The 14,188-nt window shown below is 73.0% G+C and carries 10 protein-coding genes; 5 read left to right on the forward strand and 5 right to left on the reverse strand.

What is annotated here, in order from left to right:
- Positions 1 to 617 precede the first annotated feature (617 nt).
- A complete protein-coding gene (locus tag IF09_RS0107620) occupies positions 618 to 1,739 on the reverse strand; it encodes an FUSC family protein (protein WP_158709923.1) in 1,122 nt (373 codons plus the stop codon).
- Positions 1,740 to 1,858: 119 nt separating this feature from the next.
- On the reverse strand, positions 1,859 to 4,087 hold the full coding sequence (locus IF09_RS0107625) for an MMPL family transporter (RefSeq protein WP_051832192.1): 2,229 nt from the start codon (positions 4,085 to 4,087) through the stop codon (positions 1,859 to 1,861).
- Positions 4,088 to 4,353: 266 nt separating this feature from the next.
- On the opposite strand from IF09_RS0107625, the gene IF09_RS0107630 reads away from it, so the two are divergent.
- Positions 4,354 to 5,604: a sensor histidine kinase gene (locus IF09_RS0107630; protein ID WP_078613112.1), complete on the forward strand. Its 1,251-nt coding sequence runs from the start codon at positions 4,354 to 4,356 to the stop codon at positions 5,602 to 5,604.
- Positions 5,601 to 6,266, forward strand: coding sequence for a response regulator (locus IF09_RS0107635; protein WP_037634301.1), 666 nt, complete (start codon positions 5,601 to 5,603; stop codon positions 6,264 to 6,266). The genes IF09_RS0107630 and IF09_RS0107635 overlap by 4 nt, the downstream gene beginning before the upstream one ends.
- A 69-nt stretch (positions 6,267 to 6,335) precedes the next feature.
- On the opposite strand, the gene IF09_RS0107640 is transcribed toward IF09_RS0107635, so the two are convergent.
- On the reverse strand, positions 6,336 to 6,920 hold the full coding sequence (locus tag IF09_RS0107640) for a TetR/AcrR family transcriptional regulator (RefSeq protein ID WP_030293249.1): 585 nt from the start codon (positions 6,918 to 6,920) through the stop codon (positions 6,336 to 6,338).
- 140 nt (positions 6,921 to 7,060) lie between these two features.
- Here IF09_RS0107640 and IF09_RS0107645 point away from each other — a divergent pair, with 140 nt between their 5' ends.
- The 3 genes from IF09_RS0107645 (at position 7,061) to IF09_RS0107655 (ending at position 12,614) form a co-directional block, all read left to right on the forward strand.
- Positions 7,061 to 7,852 (forward strand): SDR family NAD(P)-dependent oxidoreductase, encoded by a 792-nt coding sequence (locus tag IF09_RS0107645; protein WP_030293251.1) that lies wholly within the window; start codon positions 7,061 to 7,063, stop codon positions 7,850 to 7,852.
- A gap of 159 nt (positions 7,853 to 8,011) precedes the next feature.
- Entirely contained in the window at positions 8,012 to 10,471 is a 2,460-nt protein-coding gene (locus tag IF09_RS41625; RefSeq protein WP_158709924.1) for a CehA/McbA family metallohydrolase, read from the forward strand.
- Between the two features lie 715 nt (positions 10,472 to 11,186).
- Positions 11,187 to 12,614 (forward strand): PHB depolymerase family esterase, encoded by a 1,428-nt coding sequence (locus tag IF09_RS0107655; RefSeq protein ID WP_106975011.1) that lies wholly within the window; start codon positions 11,187 to 11,189, stop codon positions 12,612 to 12,614.
- Positions 12,615 to 12,654: 40 nt separating this feature from the next.
- Here IF09_RS0107655 and IF09_RS0107660 read toward each other — a convergent pair whose 3' ends face one another.
- Together IF09_RS0107660 and IF09_RS0107665 are read right to left on the reverse strand one after the other, a co-directional pair.
- Positions 12,655 to 12,942, reverse strand: coding sequence for a hypothetical protein (locus IF09_RS0107660; RefSeq protein WP_030293256.1), 288 nt, complete (start codon positions 12,940 to 12,942; stop codon positions 12,655 to 12,657).
- A 95-nt stretch (positions 12,943 to 13,037) separates the two neighbouring features.
- Positions 13,038 to 14,186 (reverse strand): hypothetical protein, encoded by a 1,149-nt coding sequence (locus tag IF09_RS0107665; protein ID WP_030293258.1) that lies wholly within the window; start codon positions 14,184 to 14,186, stop codon positions 13,038 to 13,040.
- Positions 14,187 to 14,188: the final 2 nt, after the last annotated feature.

Here is a 14,188-nt window from a genome sequence, read left to right on the forward strand (position 1 = left end):
GGCAGCGGGTGAAGCACCCGTGCCGCCCGGCGACACCTCCAGTTCTACGCACGTCCCGACCCCCTGGCAACGACCCCTCCTACTAGCGGCCCTCGCAGCCGGCGCCCCGGGACCGCCAGCGGCCCGGGAGAGATCCGAGCAGGTGGGGGGGTGTACGGGGACGAGACACCGGCCTTCCGGGAGCTACTGCCCCGGGTCGTATGTGACGTGGGCCCTATGGGGCGGCTCACCCCCAGAGCACCTGAATCTCACTGAATGTAACCCTTCATACCCCTTTGAGAGGAGCGGCCGGACGCCGGAACCGCCTCGGGATCGAAGGAGATGGCCGGGCCCAGGGCTGTCTTCCGTGCCCGCCGCAACACCTTCAGGAGCGTGGCGGCCCGAAGGGGGCGGCAACCCGATGGACCACCGCACGAGCACCGGGATCCCCCCACTCGGCCGGACCGGCCCCATGGCGGGGCCGACCCGCCGGCCGCCGTTCTTAGAGAGCCGCAAGCCGGGTGTCATCGGCGGGACCGTCCGCGGGCCGGCGCCGCCTCGAGCAGGAGGTGACGCGGCCTGACGGCGACTGAGACCCGGGTGCCCGGCCGGCGTCCGGGCACCCGAGGCGCTTCGGCTTACCCCGGTGTCGGCGGCGGCCGGTCGGACCGGGCGGTGCCGCCGCCCGGCTCCCGGCGGCCACCGCCCCGGGCTCCCCGGCCCCGGAGGTGGTCGGCGAGGGCCTCGTGGGTCAGGTGGAGCCCGGCCCGCAGCACTGCGTCGTGCCGACTGGGGTGGGCCGTGCGGTGGGCGAGGTCGAGTGCGTGGGCCCGGTCGAGGGGCTCGGCGAATTCCTCGCCGAGCAGCGCGGCGTCCAGGGCGCCGGCGGTGACCCGGACCAGGGGTGCGAGGGCGCGCAGGGCGGGGTCGGACGTACCGTCCTCACCGGGTTCCTCGAGCCTGCCAGGGCTGCCGCCGCGCGCCCGTTCGTACAGCTCCTGGGTGAAGTACTGGAGCGTCAGCGCGGTCCGCGCAGCGAGCACCACGCGTCCGTCGAGACCTTCGGGCGGCAGGCCGGCACGGCGGCGCCACAGGGGGCGTCCGGCCGCCGCCCGGGCGAACGCGTCCCGGCAGGCCTGCGGGCCGAGCCACAGCCGTGCCCGTTCCGGCAGCGCAGCCGGCCCCACGGCCGCCACACCCCGCTCCAGCCCGCCGGTGATCCCGCTCAGCAGCTCCCCCACCCCGGTCCGGTAGCCGTCGAGCCCCGCAGCGGCCGACCGGTAGGGGTCGGGGGGCCAGAGCAGCGGCGCGAGCAGGACGACCACGGCGACGCCGAGGAGGGTCTCCTCCAGCCGCACCAGCGGATATCCGGGAACAGCCGTTGCGTAGACCATGAGCGCCGTGATCAGCACTTGCTGGTTGGGGGAACCCGGCCGCCCCAGAAGGTACATTCCGGCGCAGCCTGAGACGAGGACGAGCGGGAAGGACCACGACGGGTCCGGCACCCAGTGCAGCACCACCGTACTCAGCGCCACCCCCACGACCACCCCGGCGAGACGCTGCCACCCCAGCCGCGGCCAGGCGTACACGTCCTCGCGCAGGATCAGCACCGCCGGGAGGGCGGCGGGTACCGGCGCCGTGCTCGTGCGCCACCACAGGCAGAGGTACCAGGACACGGCCGCGCAGAGGACCAGCCGTGCGGCGGGCCGTAGCCGCCTACCGGAGGAGGACACGTACGAAGCGGCAACCAGTCCGGACATGGCGGACATCGTAGGTCCCCGCGAAGCCGCCGCCGGCGGCAGACCCGCCCGAGCGCCGGCGCACGCGAGGACCCGTACGGTCCTCCGCGCGCCGGCGCCTTCGCGCATCCGGCGACCGGTCAGCCCACCGTCACGGGCCGCTCCGTGTCGTCGGCATGCCCCGTCTGCGCGTGTTCGCCGGTGTGCCGGGCGGTGTGGCTGCTGTGCCGCCGCCGTACCGGCCACCAGATCGACCGGCCCAGCAGCGCGGCCAGCGCCGGAACCAGCACGACCGACAGGACGAACGCCGACAGCATGATCCCGAGCGCCGTCGCGAAGCCGATCTCCTGGGTGCCCGGATTCGGGTTGACGGCCAGGCTCCCGAAGGAGGCCGCCAGGACCAGGCCCGCCGTTGCGATGGCCGGAGCGGTGTGCCGTACCGCCCGGGCCACGGCCGCCCGGGCCGGGCCGGGCTTCTCCATCTCCTCCCGAATCCGGTCACTGATCAGGATGTTGTAGTCGGTGCCCAGCGCGACCACGAACAGGAACAGCACCAGCGGCAGCATGAAGTTCACCCCCGGCCGGTCCAGGAGGTGCTGGGAGACCAGCGCCGAGGCACCGAGGGTCGCCGCGAAGCCCAGGCCGACGGAGATCATCAGCACCAGCGGCGCGAGCAGGCTGCGCAGGAGCAGGATGAGGATCAGCGCGATCAGGCCCGCGGCTACCGGGAAGACCACCTGCAGGTCGCCCGAGACGGCGGACGAGATGTCGGCGAAGAGCGCGGCCGTGCCGCCTACGTGCGCCTCGGTTCCGTCGGGCCGGTGCGCGGCCACCGTGTCACGGACGGGTCCGGACACCAGGTCGCGGGCCTGCTGCCCCTGCGGATCGGCGGTCAGGAACAGATCGATGCGCGCCGCCGTGCCGTCCTCGCTGGGTACGGCAGGCGCGACTTGGCCGACGCCATCGACCGCCGCGAGCGCCTTGGACAGTCCGCCCAGCGCGCGGGGGTCGAGCCTGCCGCCGTCGGAAGCGGTGACGAAGACGGTGGTGGGGTCCGACACCCCGGCCGGCAGGGCGCGCGAGATCTCGGCCGCCGTCTGCGCCGCCGCCGTGCCCTTGTCGGCCGACCCGCCCGGTCCGTAGTCCGTACGCATCCCGGCCAGGCCCGCCGCCAGCGCGCCGAGCAGTGCCAGCGAGGCGAGCACCATGGTCACCGGACGCGTCGCCACCCGGCGGCCCATCCGCCCGGCCGGCCCCTCCGGGGGTTCGCGGCGCAGGCGGCGCGAGGGCCAGAACATCTTCCGCCCGGTGACGGCCAGCAGCGCCGGCATCAGGGTAAGACTGCCCAGCAGCATCACCAGGACGGACACGGCGATCGCCGGGCCGAGTACCCGGAACTGGCCGAAGGACGCGACCCCGAGGGTGGAGAACGCGGCGACGATCGTCAGTGCCGCGGAGGTGACCGCCGTACCCACCCGGCCGGCGACCTCGGCCGCCGCGGCCCGCCCGGTCTGCTCGGGCCGGCTGCGCAGCTGCTCACGGAAGCGGAACAGCAGGAAGAGGAAGTAGTCGATGCCGATCCCGATCAGCACCACATTGATCAACTGGGGGGTGGAGGCGTCGAGTTGGACGCCGGTGAGCAGCGAGGCGCCGACCACCACTCCGGCAGCCGCACCGCCGACCACCGACACGACGAGCAGCGGCAGCAGCGCCGCGAGAACGCTGCGGAAGACCAGGACGTGCAGCAGCACGATCACCGCGAGCATGGCGATGCCGACGACCGTCGAGCGGGTCTTCTCGGCATCGGCGGTGTCCACGCTGTCCGCGAGCCCTGCCGTGAACCCGGTCCGCAGCCCGGCCTCGGCGAACTCGGCCCGGGCGTGGTCGCGGAAGGCCCGGTACAGGTCCTGCATCCCGGGATCCATGGGGTTGCCGGTCAGTTCGACCGACAGCAGCCGGAAGGTCCGGTCGGGCGCCGTCATCGCCGGGCTGACCCGGGGAACCTGCGAGTGGTCCTGCGCGAAGGGCGGCGTCTCCTCCGTCTTCGGCATCGTCACCTCGCGCCGGGCGAGTTTCGCGGCCTCGCCGTCGATCCGCCGTTCGTCGGATTCGGACAGCTTCGCGCCGTCCGCCCGTGCCACCAGCATGGTGAGCGGGTTGGCGTCGGGCCTGACCCCGAAGTGCTCTTCGGCGACCTTCAGAGCGGCCGCCGAATCGTAGGTGGCGGGCAGGAACTCGCCCGTACTGGGCTGTGTGGCGCGGAAGAGGAACGCCTGGCCGAGGAGGGTGGCGGCGATGCCCAGCACCGCCCAGAGGGCGATGACCTTCCAGGGACTTCGGGTGGCGAAGCCGGTCAGGGCGCGGATCACAGGGTCCTCCGTAACTCGATCGACCGGGGGTTCCCGGACGTCGTCCAGCTCATCAGCGGCCGCGCCGCGAAACGTCGTTGCCCGGGAGGAACCCGCGCCCGGGACCGGGGTCCGGCACACCCCCCGGACCAGGACCGGAGTCCTGGTCCGGCCTCCCCCTGCGGGGCCAGGGCCGCCTCCTTCTCCGCTGCGAGAATGGATCCCGTACGCGAACCGCGGCGCTCCGGTCCGATCCGGCGGGCCGGCGACAGGGGGGACCGGCGGACATGCCGATACGCAGTGAGGGCCGGGCCGGGGAAGCAGACGAGGGCGCGGCGGGGACCGCGGGCGACTTCGGCGGGACCGGCCGGGGCAAGGCGACCCGGCCGGTCTTCGACTGGACCCGCAACGACGCGCTCGTGGCCATCGGGGCCGCCGTGAACGACCTGATCGGCTATTCGCTCGGCGCCGCTGACGACGGCCGGCCCGTCACCGTGCCGGCACTCGTCCTCGTGGTCCTGGCCGCGCCCTGTCTGCTGGCCCGCCGGGCCAGGCCGGTGACCGTGCTCTGCGCCGTTCTCGCCCTCGGCGCGGCGCTGAACCTGACCACGCCGCAGGGCCCGCACTTCTCCGCCGCCTACATGGTCGCGCTGTACACCGTCACCCGCTTGCGCAGCCCGGCGGTCACGGCGGCGGCCGCCGTCGCGACCGTGCCGGTCACCATGATCAGCGGGGGTTACGGCGACTCGTCCGTCCTGACGGGCCTGCTCGGCAACACGGTCGCGGTGGTGCTCGTCGTCGGCACCGGACTGGTGGTGCGGCGCTGGCAGGAGGAAGCCGACGCCAAGCGCACCCTGCTGGCCGACCGGGCGGTGGCCGAGGAACGCCGGCGGATCGCACGCGAGTTGCACGACATCGTCGCGCACCACATCACCACCATGCAGCTGATGGCCGGCGGCGCGCGGGCCAACCTGGCGCACGACCCGGGTGCGGCCCACGAGGCTCTGGTCACCCTGGAGGGCTCCGGGCGGATGGCGCTGCGGGAGATGCGGCAACTCCTCGATGTCCTGCGGGCCGGGGAGGAACCGGAGCAGGTCCCGCCGGCGCCACAGCCCGGGACCGGGGACCTCGGCCGGATCATCTCCGAGTCCCGGCTGGCCGGCACGCCCACCGAGTTCACCGTGCAGGGGACGGCCCGCCCGCTGCCGCCGACCGTCGGCCTGACGGTGTTCCGGATCGTCCAGGAGGCCCTGACCAACGCCCGTAAGCATGCCGTCGGCGCGCGGGCCCACGTACGGCTGACCTACGGGCCGGACGGAGTCGACGTGGAGGTACGGGACGACGGTGCACGCAGCACCCGGCCGGGGGCTTCACGGCCGGGCGCCGGCAACGGGTACGGTCTGATCGGAATGCGGGAACGCGTCGCGCTGCAAGGCGGCACCCTGGAGACCGGCTCGTGCGACGGCGGCGGATTCAGGGTGGCGGCCAGGCTCCCGGCGGGCGACCCGGGGGGACAGCGAGAGGACCGACGCGGATGATCCGTGTGCTCATAGCCGACGACCAGCCGCTGGTACGGCGGGGCCTGGCCCTGATCCTGGCGCCCGACCCGGCGTTCGAGGTGGTGGGCGAGGCCGAGGACGGCGCCCGGGCCGTCGCCCTGGCCCACGAGCTGCGGCCCGACGTGGTCGTCATGGACATCCGGATGCCGGTACTCGACGGAGTCCAGGCCACCGAGGAGCTGGCGCGCACACTGCCGGAATCCCGCGTTCTGGCCCTGAGCACCTTCGACATGGACGAGTACGTGGTCGCCGCCCTGCGCGCCGGCGCGTACGGTTTCCTCCCCAAGGACATCTCTCCTGAGGAGCTCATCGCCGCGGTCCACACGGTCCACACCGGCGAAGCCGCCGTCGCGCCCCGGCTGCTCACCCAGCTGATCTCCACGTACGTACGGGTCTCCGCCCGGCCGCGCCCTCCGGCGACGGCCCCGGCCGGCCTCACACCGCGCGAGCTGGAGATCTGGCAGCTGCTGGCGACCGGGTTCGACAACGCGGAGATCGCCGGGGACCTGGAGATCAGCGTCTCCACGGTCAAGAACCACATCACCGGCATCTTCACCAAACTGGGCGTCCGCGACCGTGCCCAGGCAGTCATCGCGGCGTACGAATCGGGCCTGGTGGCCGCGGGTCACGCGAGCGGCTGACCGGCCAAGTCCCCGCAGAGGACGGCGCCGGGCTCAGCAGTTCAAACCGAGGACGCCAAGGGCACCCGCTCAGCAGGGCACAGAAGGGGCCTGCGTCGGGGTGAACTTCGTGAGGATCAGCAGGGTGTCGACGAGGTCTTCGGCGGGGGCGCCGGTGGCCAGGCGGCGCAGCTGCTGCCCGAAGACCAGGGCGACGGCCACACCGGCCAGGCGCTCGGGGTCCGGCACGCCGAGCTGGGTCAGGATCCGGGTGGCCAGCAGGTCATAGGCGGCGAAGCACTCGGCCGCCGCGGCGCGCAGCCGTTCGTCGCGGCCGGCCTGGACGTACAGCTCGAAGGGCGCGATGTGACGGCTGTCGAAGGCGTTGCCGCCCGCGACCCGGGCCACCACCTCGGCCGCCTGCCCGATGTCGAAGCACTCGTCGGTGCACTCGTCGGCGAGTGTCGTGAAGTGCCGGGTCTCCTCGGCCACGAAGTGCAGCAGGCTCTCGCGCAGAAGTTCGTGCTGAGTGGCGAAGTGGTAGGTGATCGAGCCGAGCGAGACCTCCGCCTCCTTCGCGATCCGCCGGTTGGTGACGGCGGCGATGCCGTCCTGCCCGATGATCCGCAGTACGGCGTCGATGATGCTCTGGCGGGTTTCGGAAGCATGGGGCATGTCTGCATTCTGCCCCATCGGCCGAAGCCAGTACCCGGGCAGGGTTGGGGAATTGGGGCGTCCGGGGTGTGGACAGCCGACGAGACAGTCCCTACTGTTCGTTCGAACGAACAACAGAGGGCCGCCGCACGGGAGTGATCGTGGACATATCCGGATCGAACGTTCTGCTCACCGGGGCCACCGGAGGCATCGGCTCCGCACTGGCCGCGCGCCTGACGACGCAAGGGGCCCGACTCACGGTCAGCGGGCGCAGGAAGGAAGCCCTCGAGGCCGTCGCAGATGCCTGGGGCGCCCGCACCGCGGTCGCCGATCTGGCCGTCCGGTCCGACATCGTCCGTCTCGCCGAGACCTGCGCCGAGGCGGACGTCCTCGTCGCGAACGCCGCCCTGCCCGCCAGCGGCGACCTCAGGGACTACACCGAGGAGCAGCTCGACCGCGCACTCGACGTCAACCTGCGCGCGCCCGTCCTGCTGTCCCGGCTGCTCTCGGAGCAGATGGCGGCTCGCGGGCGCGGCCACATCGTGCTGGTCGGTTCCCTCTCGGGCAAGGCGGCGACCAAGTCGACGTCCCTTTACAACGCGACGAAATTCGGGCTGCGCGGATTCGCGCTCGCCCTGCGCCAGGAACTCAGGGGCACGGGCGTGGGCGTGTCCCTGGTGCAGCCCGGGTTCGTCCGCGACGCCGGGATGTTCGCGGCCACCGGCGCCACCCCGCCCAAGGGCGTCAGGACCGTGACGCCCGGCCAGGTCGCCGACGGCGTCGTACGGGCCGTCCACCGCGACCGGTGCGAGGTGAACGTGGCACCGCTCGAGCTGCGGCTGCTGAGCGCCATCGCCGGGCAGTTCCCCGGCTTCGCCGAGCGGGTCCAGGCCCGCGCGGGCCTCGACGGCTCCGTGCGACAGATCGTCGAGGCCCAGCGCTCGCACCGCTAGACGCCGTCGGTCCCGCTCCGCCCGGCGGGACCACCGGCTCCCCCTCCTCCCCCACCCTTGCACGGCTCCGTCGGAGCCCGCACCCGCACGCCCCCGCACCCCCGCGCCCTCGCACCCGCACGCCTTCCCTGCCACCTCACGTGAACGGAGAGCACCGCCGTGTCGAGTGAACACCTCCCGAATGCCGTGGCCGATCCCCGCCCGGGTGTCGAACGCAGGTCCCTGCTCCGATTGGGCGCCCTGCTGGCCGCAGGCGGGGCCTCCGCGCTGGTTCCCGCACCGATCGCGCACGCCGCGACGCGGGGTCAGGGAACCGACACCGTGACCACCACCTACCAGGGCCGCGCCCCGAAGGGCAACGACCAGTGGGCGTACGTCGCCTTCGACGTCCCCGCGGGGGTGCAGCGGATCTCCGTCGAGACCTCCCACGACGCCGCCGCCGGCATCCTGGACCTCGGCATCTTCGGCCCGTCCGGCTTCCGCGGCTGGTCGGGCGGCGAGCGGGCCGGCTTCACCCTCTCCGCCGCGGACGCCACCCCCGGCTACATAGCCGCGCCGGTCGAGCCCGGGAGCTGGTCCGTCATCCTGGGGCCGATGGTCGGCGCCGACGGCGGCATGGCCTGGCAGGTCAACGTCACCCTGCACTTCGGAGACCCGCTGCCCCGGGCCCCGTACGACCTCCTGCCCAGCTCGCTGGCTGGCCGCGGGCCCGGCTGGTACCGGGGCGACCTGCACCTGCACAGCGTGCACTCCGACGGGAAGCGCACGGTGGACGAGATCGTCGTCGCCGCCCGCCGGGAGGGGCTGCACTTCATCGCCACGTCCGACCACAACACCAGCTCCACCGGCCTGACATGGCGCGGCAACGTCCCGACCGACCTGCTGGTCATCAACGCCGAGGAGGTCACGACCCGCCACGGTCACTGGCTGGCCGTCGGCCTGCCCCAGGGCGAATGGGTGGACTGGCGCTACGGCCCTGCGGACCAGGGGGCGTTCGAGAGCCACGCCCGGCGCGTGCACAGCCTGGGCGGCCTCACGATCGCCGCCCATCCGCTCACTCCGGCAGCGGGCTCCTTCTGGGAGTTCGGGCTCGACCGCGTGGACGCACTGGAGGTGTGGAACGGGCCGTGGACGCTGGACGACGCGGCCAACATCGCCGCCTGGCACGTCATGCTGTGCCTCGGCAAGCGTGTCGCCGCCGTGGGCAACAGCGACGCCCACAGCCCCGCGGACGCCGTCGGCCGGCCGCACAACGTGGTGCACGCGACCAGCCTGTCCACGACGGCCGTGCTGGACGCACTGCGCCTGGGCCGGTCGTACGCCGTCGAATCCGCGGCCGTGACCGTGGACTTCACCGCCCGTACCGGCGGGGCGGTCGCCGGACCCGGCGAGGAACTGCCCCTGTCGCTCTTCGACGCCGTCGACGTGACCCTGGACGTGACGGGCGCCCCGGACAGCATCGCCACGCTGTACACCGAGTGGGGCATCATGGCCGCCACCTGCATCGACGGCAGCGGGAGGGGACAGTTGCGCTGGCGCGGCTGGGGCAGGGCCTCCCTGTTCGCCCGCGCCGAGGTGCGCCGGCCCAAGCCCGCCTCCACCACGCTGGACCAACTGGTGGCCATCACCAACCCGGTGTGGTTCTACTCCGCGCAACTGCCTCCGTACGACGTCGAGCGGCGCGCGCTCTTCCACACCGAGCGCCGCCCCGACGGATCGTGGAGCAGCATGCGTCCGCTGCCGGGGGCTGGAGCCGGTGCCGCGTCCTTCGCGGGGGTGCAGAGCGCGGCGGCCGGCATGGCCGACGGCTCGGTCGTGGTGCTCGGCATCGCGCCGGACAACAGCCTGTGGCTGACGGCCGTACGGGGTTCGGCCACGCTCCAGCCCTGGCAGCGCGTCGCGGGACCGGACGGCGCAGCGGGGTTCACCGTCCGGGAGGCGGACATCGCCGCGTTCCCCGACGGGACCTGCCAGCTCGTGGTGACGGCCTTGGACGGGACCACGTACCACCAGCAGAGGCGCGCCGACGGCACCCTGCCCGGCTTCCGGGCCGTGTCCGGGTTCAGCGCGAAGAGCCGCTGGGGTGCGACGAAGGTGTCGATCACCGCCATGCCCGACGGGTCCGCCCAGCTGCTCAGTTACGGCCCCGACGGCGCCATGTACCACTGCGTTCGCGGGCGGGACGGTACGTGGACGGCCTGGGGCCGCCTGGCCGGGTACAACGGGGCCGCGACGTTCTCGGGTCCCGCCCTGGCGATCACCGGCATGCCCGACGGTTCCTCCCAGGTCCTCGCGATCGGGCTCGACGGGATGGTGTACCACCAGCAGCGGCGGCCCGACGGCTCCTGGACCGGATTCCGGCCCCCGCGGGGCGTCACCACCCCCACCATGGGCGCCAGCGCGATCGGAATCGCCGGAGCTCCGGACGGCTCCGCCCACGTCGTGGCGGTCGGGCTCGATGGCCTGGTCTGGCACAACGCGAGGCGGCCGGACGGCTCCTGGACGCCGTTCGCGCGGGTACCCGGTCCGAACGGGAGGGATCCCTTCCCCGCCGGGCAGGTGCGCATCACCGCCCTGCGGGACGGCACGACACACGTGACGGCCGTCAGCGCAGGCTGAAACCCGTTCGTCAGAGTGTCCGCACGAACCGAGTCAGCTCATCTTGTTACGGTTGTGCCCTTCTCGAAGCAGGCCGAACTCCCGTCAGGCTCTGGTCTCCGTCGCTCGGAATGTCGCGGCGACACAGCAGGGGTCGCCCTTGCCGGCCGGTATCCCCGCCGACTTGGTCCCGGCTCTCAAGGCGGCGGTCACCACCGCCGTCTCGGCCGCGTTCTACGTGGGCGCGGTCAGCGGTGGTCACGGCGGCCGCGGCAGTTGCCCCTCTCCCCGGGAAAGCGGAATTCTCCGAGTCCGGCCGTGGCCGGGGCGATCCCGCGCGACCACTGCCGATCGCCCCGCAGCTGCCTTTTGCCCGGGGGGGACCGGGACCGGCTCGCGGGCGCGATGGTCCTGCTCGGCTGGCGCACAGGCACCATCACACCGCGGCTGATTGTGGTGCTCCTTGCCATGGGTACGCGGAGCCGGCCGGGCGTACGGTCACCTTCCGGCCGTCAGGGTCGGGTGACCCGCTCGCTTCCCGGAGGTGTCCGTGAACTCGTTCCTTGGCAGGCCGGGCGTGCGCGGCAGGGCCGTTGCCGTCCTTGCTGCGGCCCTCTTGGGGACTCTCGTCGCTGCACCGGCACCGCGGGCGACCGCGGTGCCGCCCGTGCCGGGCCAGCTGAAGTCCTATGCCGTCGACGGGGTGTACAGCGCCGGCATCTCGTCCGGAGGTTATATGGCGACCCAGTTGCACGTGGCCTATTCCGGCACGTTCGACGGCTCGGCCGTCTTCGCGTCCGGCCCGTACCACTGTGCGCGCAACAACCTCGACACCGCATTGAACGCCTGTATGAACACCACCCAGGACCTCCAGCTCGCCCAGCTCGAGCAGACCACGAGCGACCGGGCGGCACAGGGCGCGATCGACGACGTCGCGGGGCTGTCCGGTGATCCGGTCTACCTGTTCAGCGGAACGGGCGACGCGACGGTCAAGCAGCCGGTCGTCAGCGCGCTGGCCGACTACTACGCCCACTTCGGAGCGAACGTCCTCTACGACAGGAGCACCGCCGCCGGCCACGCCTGGATCAGCCCGCTGGGGCCGAATGCGTGCACGGCCACAGCCACTCCGTTCATCAACAACTGCGGGATCGACGCCGAGCGGACCTTCCTGGGCCATCTGCTCGGCTCCGTCAAGGCGCCCGCGGCCGCACCGGGCGGCTCGCTCATCCGGTTCGACCAGAACCGGTACGTGCCCGGCGGGCTGGCCAAGGCGGTCTCCATGGACGATACGGGCTTCGTCTACGTGCCGCAGAGTTGTGCGAACAACGCCACCTGCAAGGTGGTCGTCGCCCTGCACGGCTGCAAGCAGGGGTATTCGTACCAGGGCTTCGGCACCACCTTCCTCGACAAGGCCCACCTGAACGAGCACGCCGACACGAACGACCTCATCGTGCTCTACCCGCAGGCCATCCCCACGACGACGACGCCGGACAACCCCAATGGCTGCTGGAACTGGTGGGGCTACCTCGGCGATTCCGCCTACTCCCGGCACGGCGGCAAGCAGATCGAGGCGATCATGTCCATGGTCCGCGCGCTCGGCGGCGGGGGCGGAGGGACACCGCCCGGGGGCGGCAGCGTGACGCTGTCCAGCGTCGACGCGGAGGACGGCTACACCAAGGCGGCGGCCGACGGCTCCGGCGCGGCCGTCGGCACCCTGGAGGGTGCGTACGGCCTGGCCCTCGGGCGTGGGACCGACGGCAGGTTCAACCGGACGGTGCTGTCCTTCGACACCTCTGCCATCCCGGCGGACAGGACCATCACCCGGGCCTATGTGACGCTGACCAGGAGCAGCGGCTCGGGCGACCCCTGGGCGAGCCCGGCCGGCAACCGCCTCCTCGTGGACGTCCAGAACGGCTGCCTGGGCGGCTGCTCCGTCGACCCCTCGGACTGGGCGGCCCCGGCGACGGCCCAAGGGGCGGCCGAGGTCGCCCCGTTCACCACGGGCAGCAAGGCGTCGACGGACCTGAGCCCGGCAGGGCTCGGCGCGGTCAACCGGTCCGGCCGGACCCAGATCCGGCTGCGGTTCGAGCGGGACCAGACCGCCTCCGCCCATCTGTTCGTGAACAGGAATACGCGGGCAACGCTGACCGTCGAATACCGGTAGCCGTCCGCCCCGGCCCGCCGTGGCCGGCCGACGGCGTTCGTCAGCCGCCCGCCAGCGCCAGTTTCAGGAAGGTGACCTCGGTGCCCGGTCCGAGGTCGATCTCCTCGTCCAAGTCCCGCACCCGGCGGTTGTCGACTATGACGAGGAAACCGCTGCGCCGGAACGCGGTGAGCGCCAGGGCCGTGCACGCCTTCGGATCGACGGCGTCCCTGGAGACCCGCAGCCGGATCAGCTCACGCAGTGCGAGCCGGTCCTCGGCGATCTCCACACCCCGGCCGCGGCCGCCGCTCGCGGCAGTGGTCTCATCGGTGAACGTCACCATACTCATGGACCGCACCGTACGAGCCGCCACTGACAACAGCCGCCCCGCCCGGCCCGCCGGGGCTCGGCCGCGGACCGGGGTGAGGAACGCGAAGTCCGCCGTCACATGGTCCAGCGCAGCACCGCCCCCAGGCCCCCCGACGGCCCGGGCACACCCGCCGGTACGAGGAGCACCTCGCTGCCGGCCGCTGCCGCGGACCGCAGGAGCGCGTCGTCCGCCCGGGCCCGTACGGGCTTGTGCACGCCCATCGCCTCCGCCTGGCCGCGCTGCACCGCGACCTCGTCCACACCGGGACCGATCCACACCTCGCGCCCCGCGTCGGAGCCGTCGGGGCTGAGCAGCAGCGTGGCCACCTGGTGGGTGCGTACGGCGTCCACGACGGCCGGCATGCCCTCGGCCGCCTCACCCGGACCGGTGTCCACCGTGGACTCGCGGTGCTCGCCGGGCCGGCCCCTGCCCATGCGGAAGCGCTCCAGGGCGCTCTCGAGCCGCTCGCGGGCGAACTTTTCGCGCACCTGCGCGATCTCGCGGTCGAGGGCGGCCTTCGAGGCGCCGGGCGACCTGCCGCCGCTGTCGACTTCGACGGTCATCGCCCGCATGTGCTCGGGCAGCTGGTTGCGGACGGCCCGGCGCTCGCGGGGGTCGCCGGTCAGCACCACCAGATCGGCACCGCTCTCCGGCCCCTGCCGGGCGAGTTCCGCCGCGATGATGCCTGCCGTCTCGTTCCAGGTGTTCTCGACCTTGTTCCGGTAGTGCCACTCGTACCGGTCCGCCGGGATGCTGCGGTGCCCGCGGCCCTGCCACTCCCGGCCCTGGGCCTGGCCCACGGCCTCCCGGTGATGGGCGTCGCGCAGCTCCAGATCGGCGCCCGTGCGGTCGATGTACGCCACCAGGCAGCGCGGCTCGTCGCCCCGCAGGCCGGCCAGCGGGGCGACGTGCGGCAGGAACGACCAGGTCGCCTCGGTGGCGGCCGGGGACGCACCGAGCGGGATGTCGAGTACGACCTCGGCGCCCGCGGCGAACAGCGCGCGGCCGGGCGGTGCCCCGCTGACGGGTTCCCCGGCGAGCCGGTTCACCACGGCCCGGACGGTGTACGCGTCGGCGCCCGCGTCGATCAACTGGGACGCGACCTCGCGCTCACGGAGCTTCTGTATCCGCTGCGCGTCCTCGGTCGCACGGGTGGTCTCGATGTATACCGAGGCCCAGGGCCCTTGGCGGGCGAAGAGAGGTTTGAGAAAGCCGAGTTCCATGA

Source organism: Streptomyces katrae, from assembly GCF_000717655.1.
GTDB lineage: Bacteria > Actinomycetota > Actinomycetes > Streptomycetales > Streptomycetaceae > Streptomyces > Streptomyces katrae_B.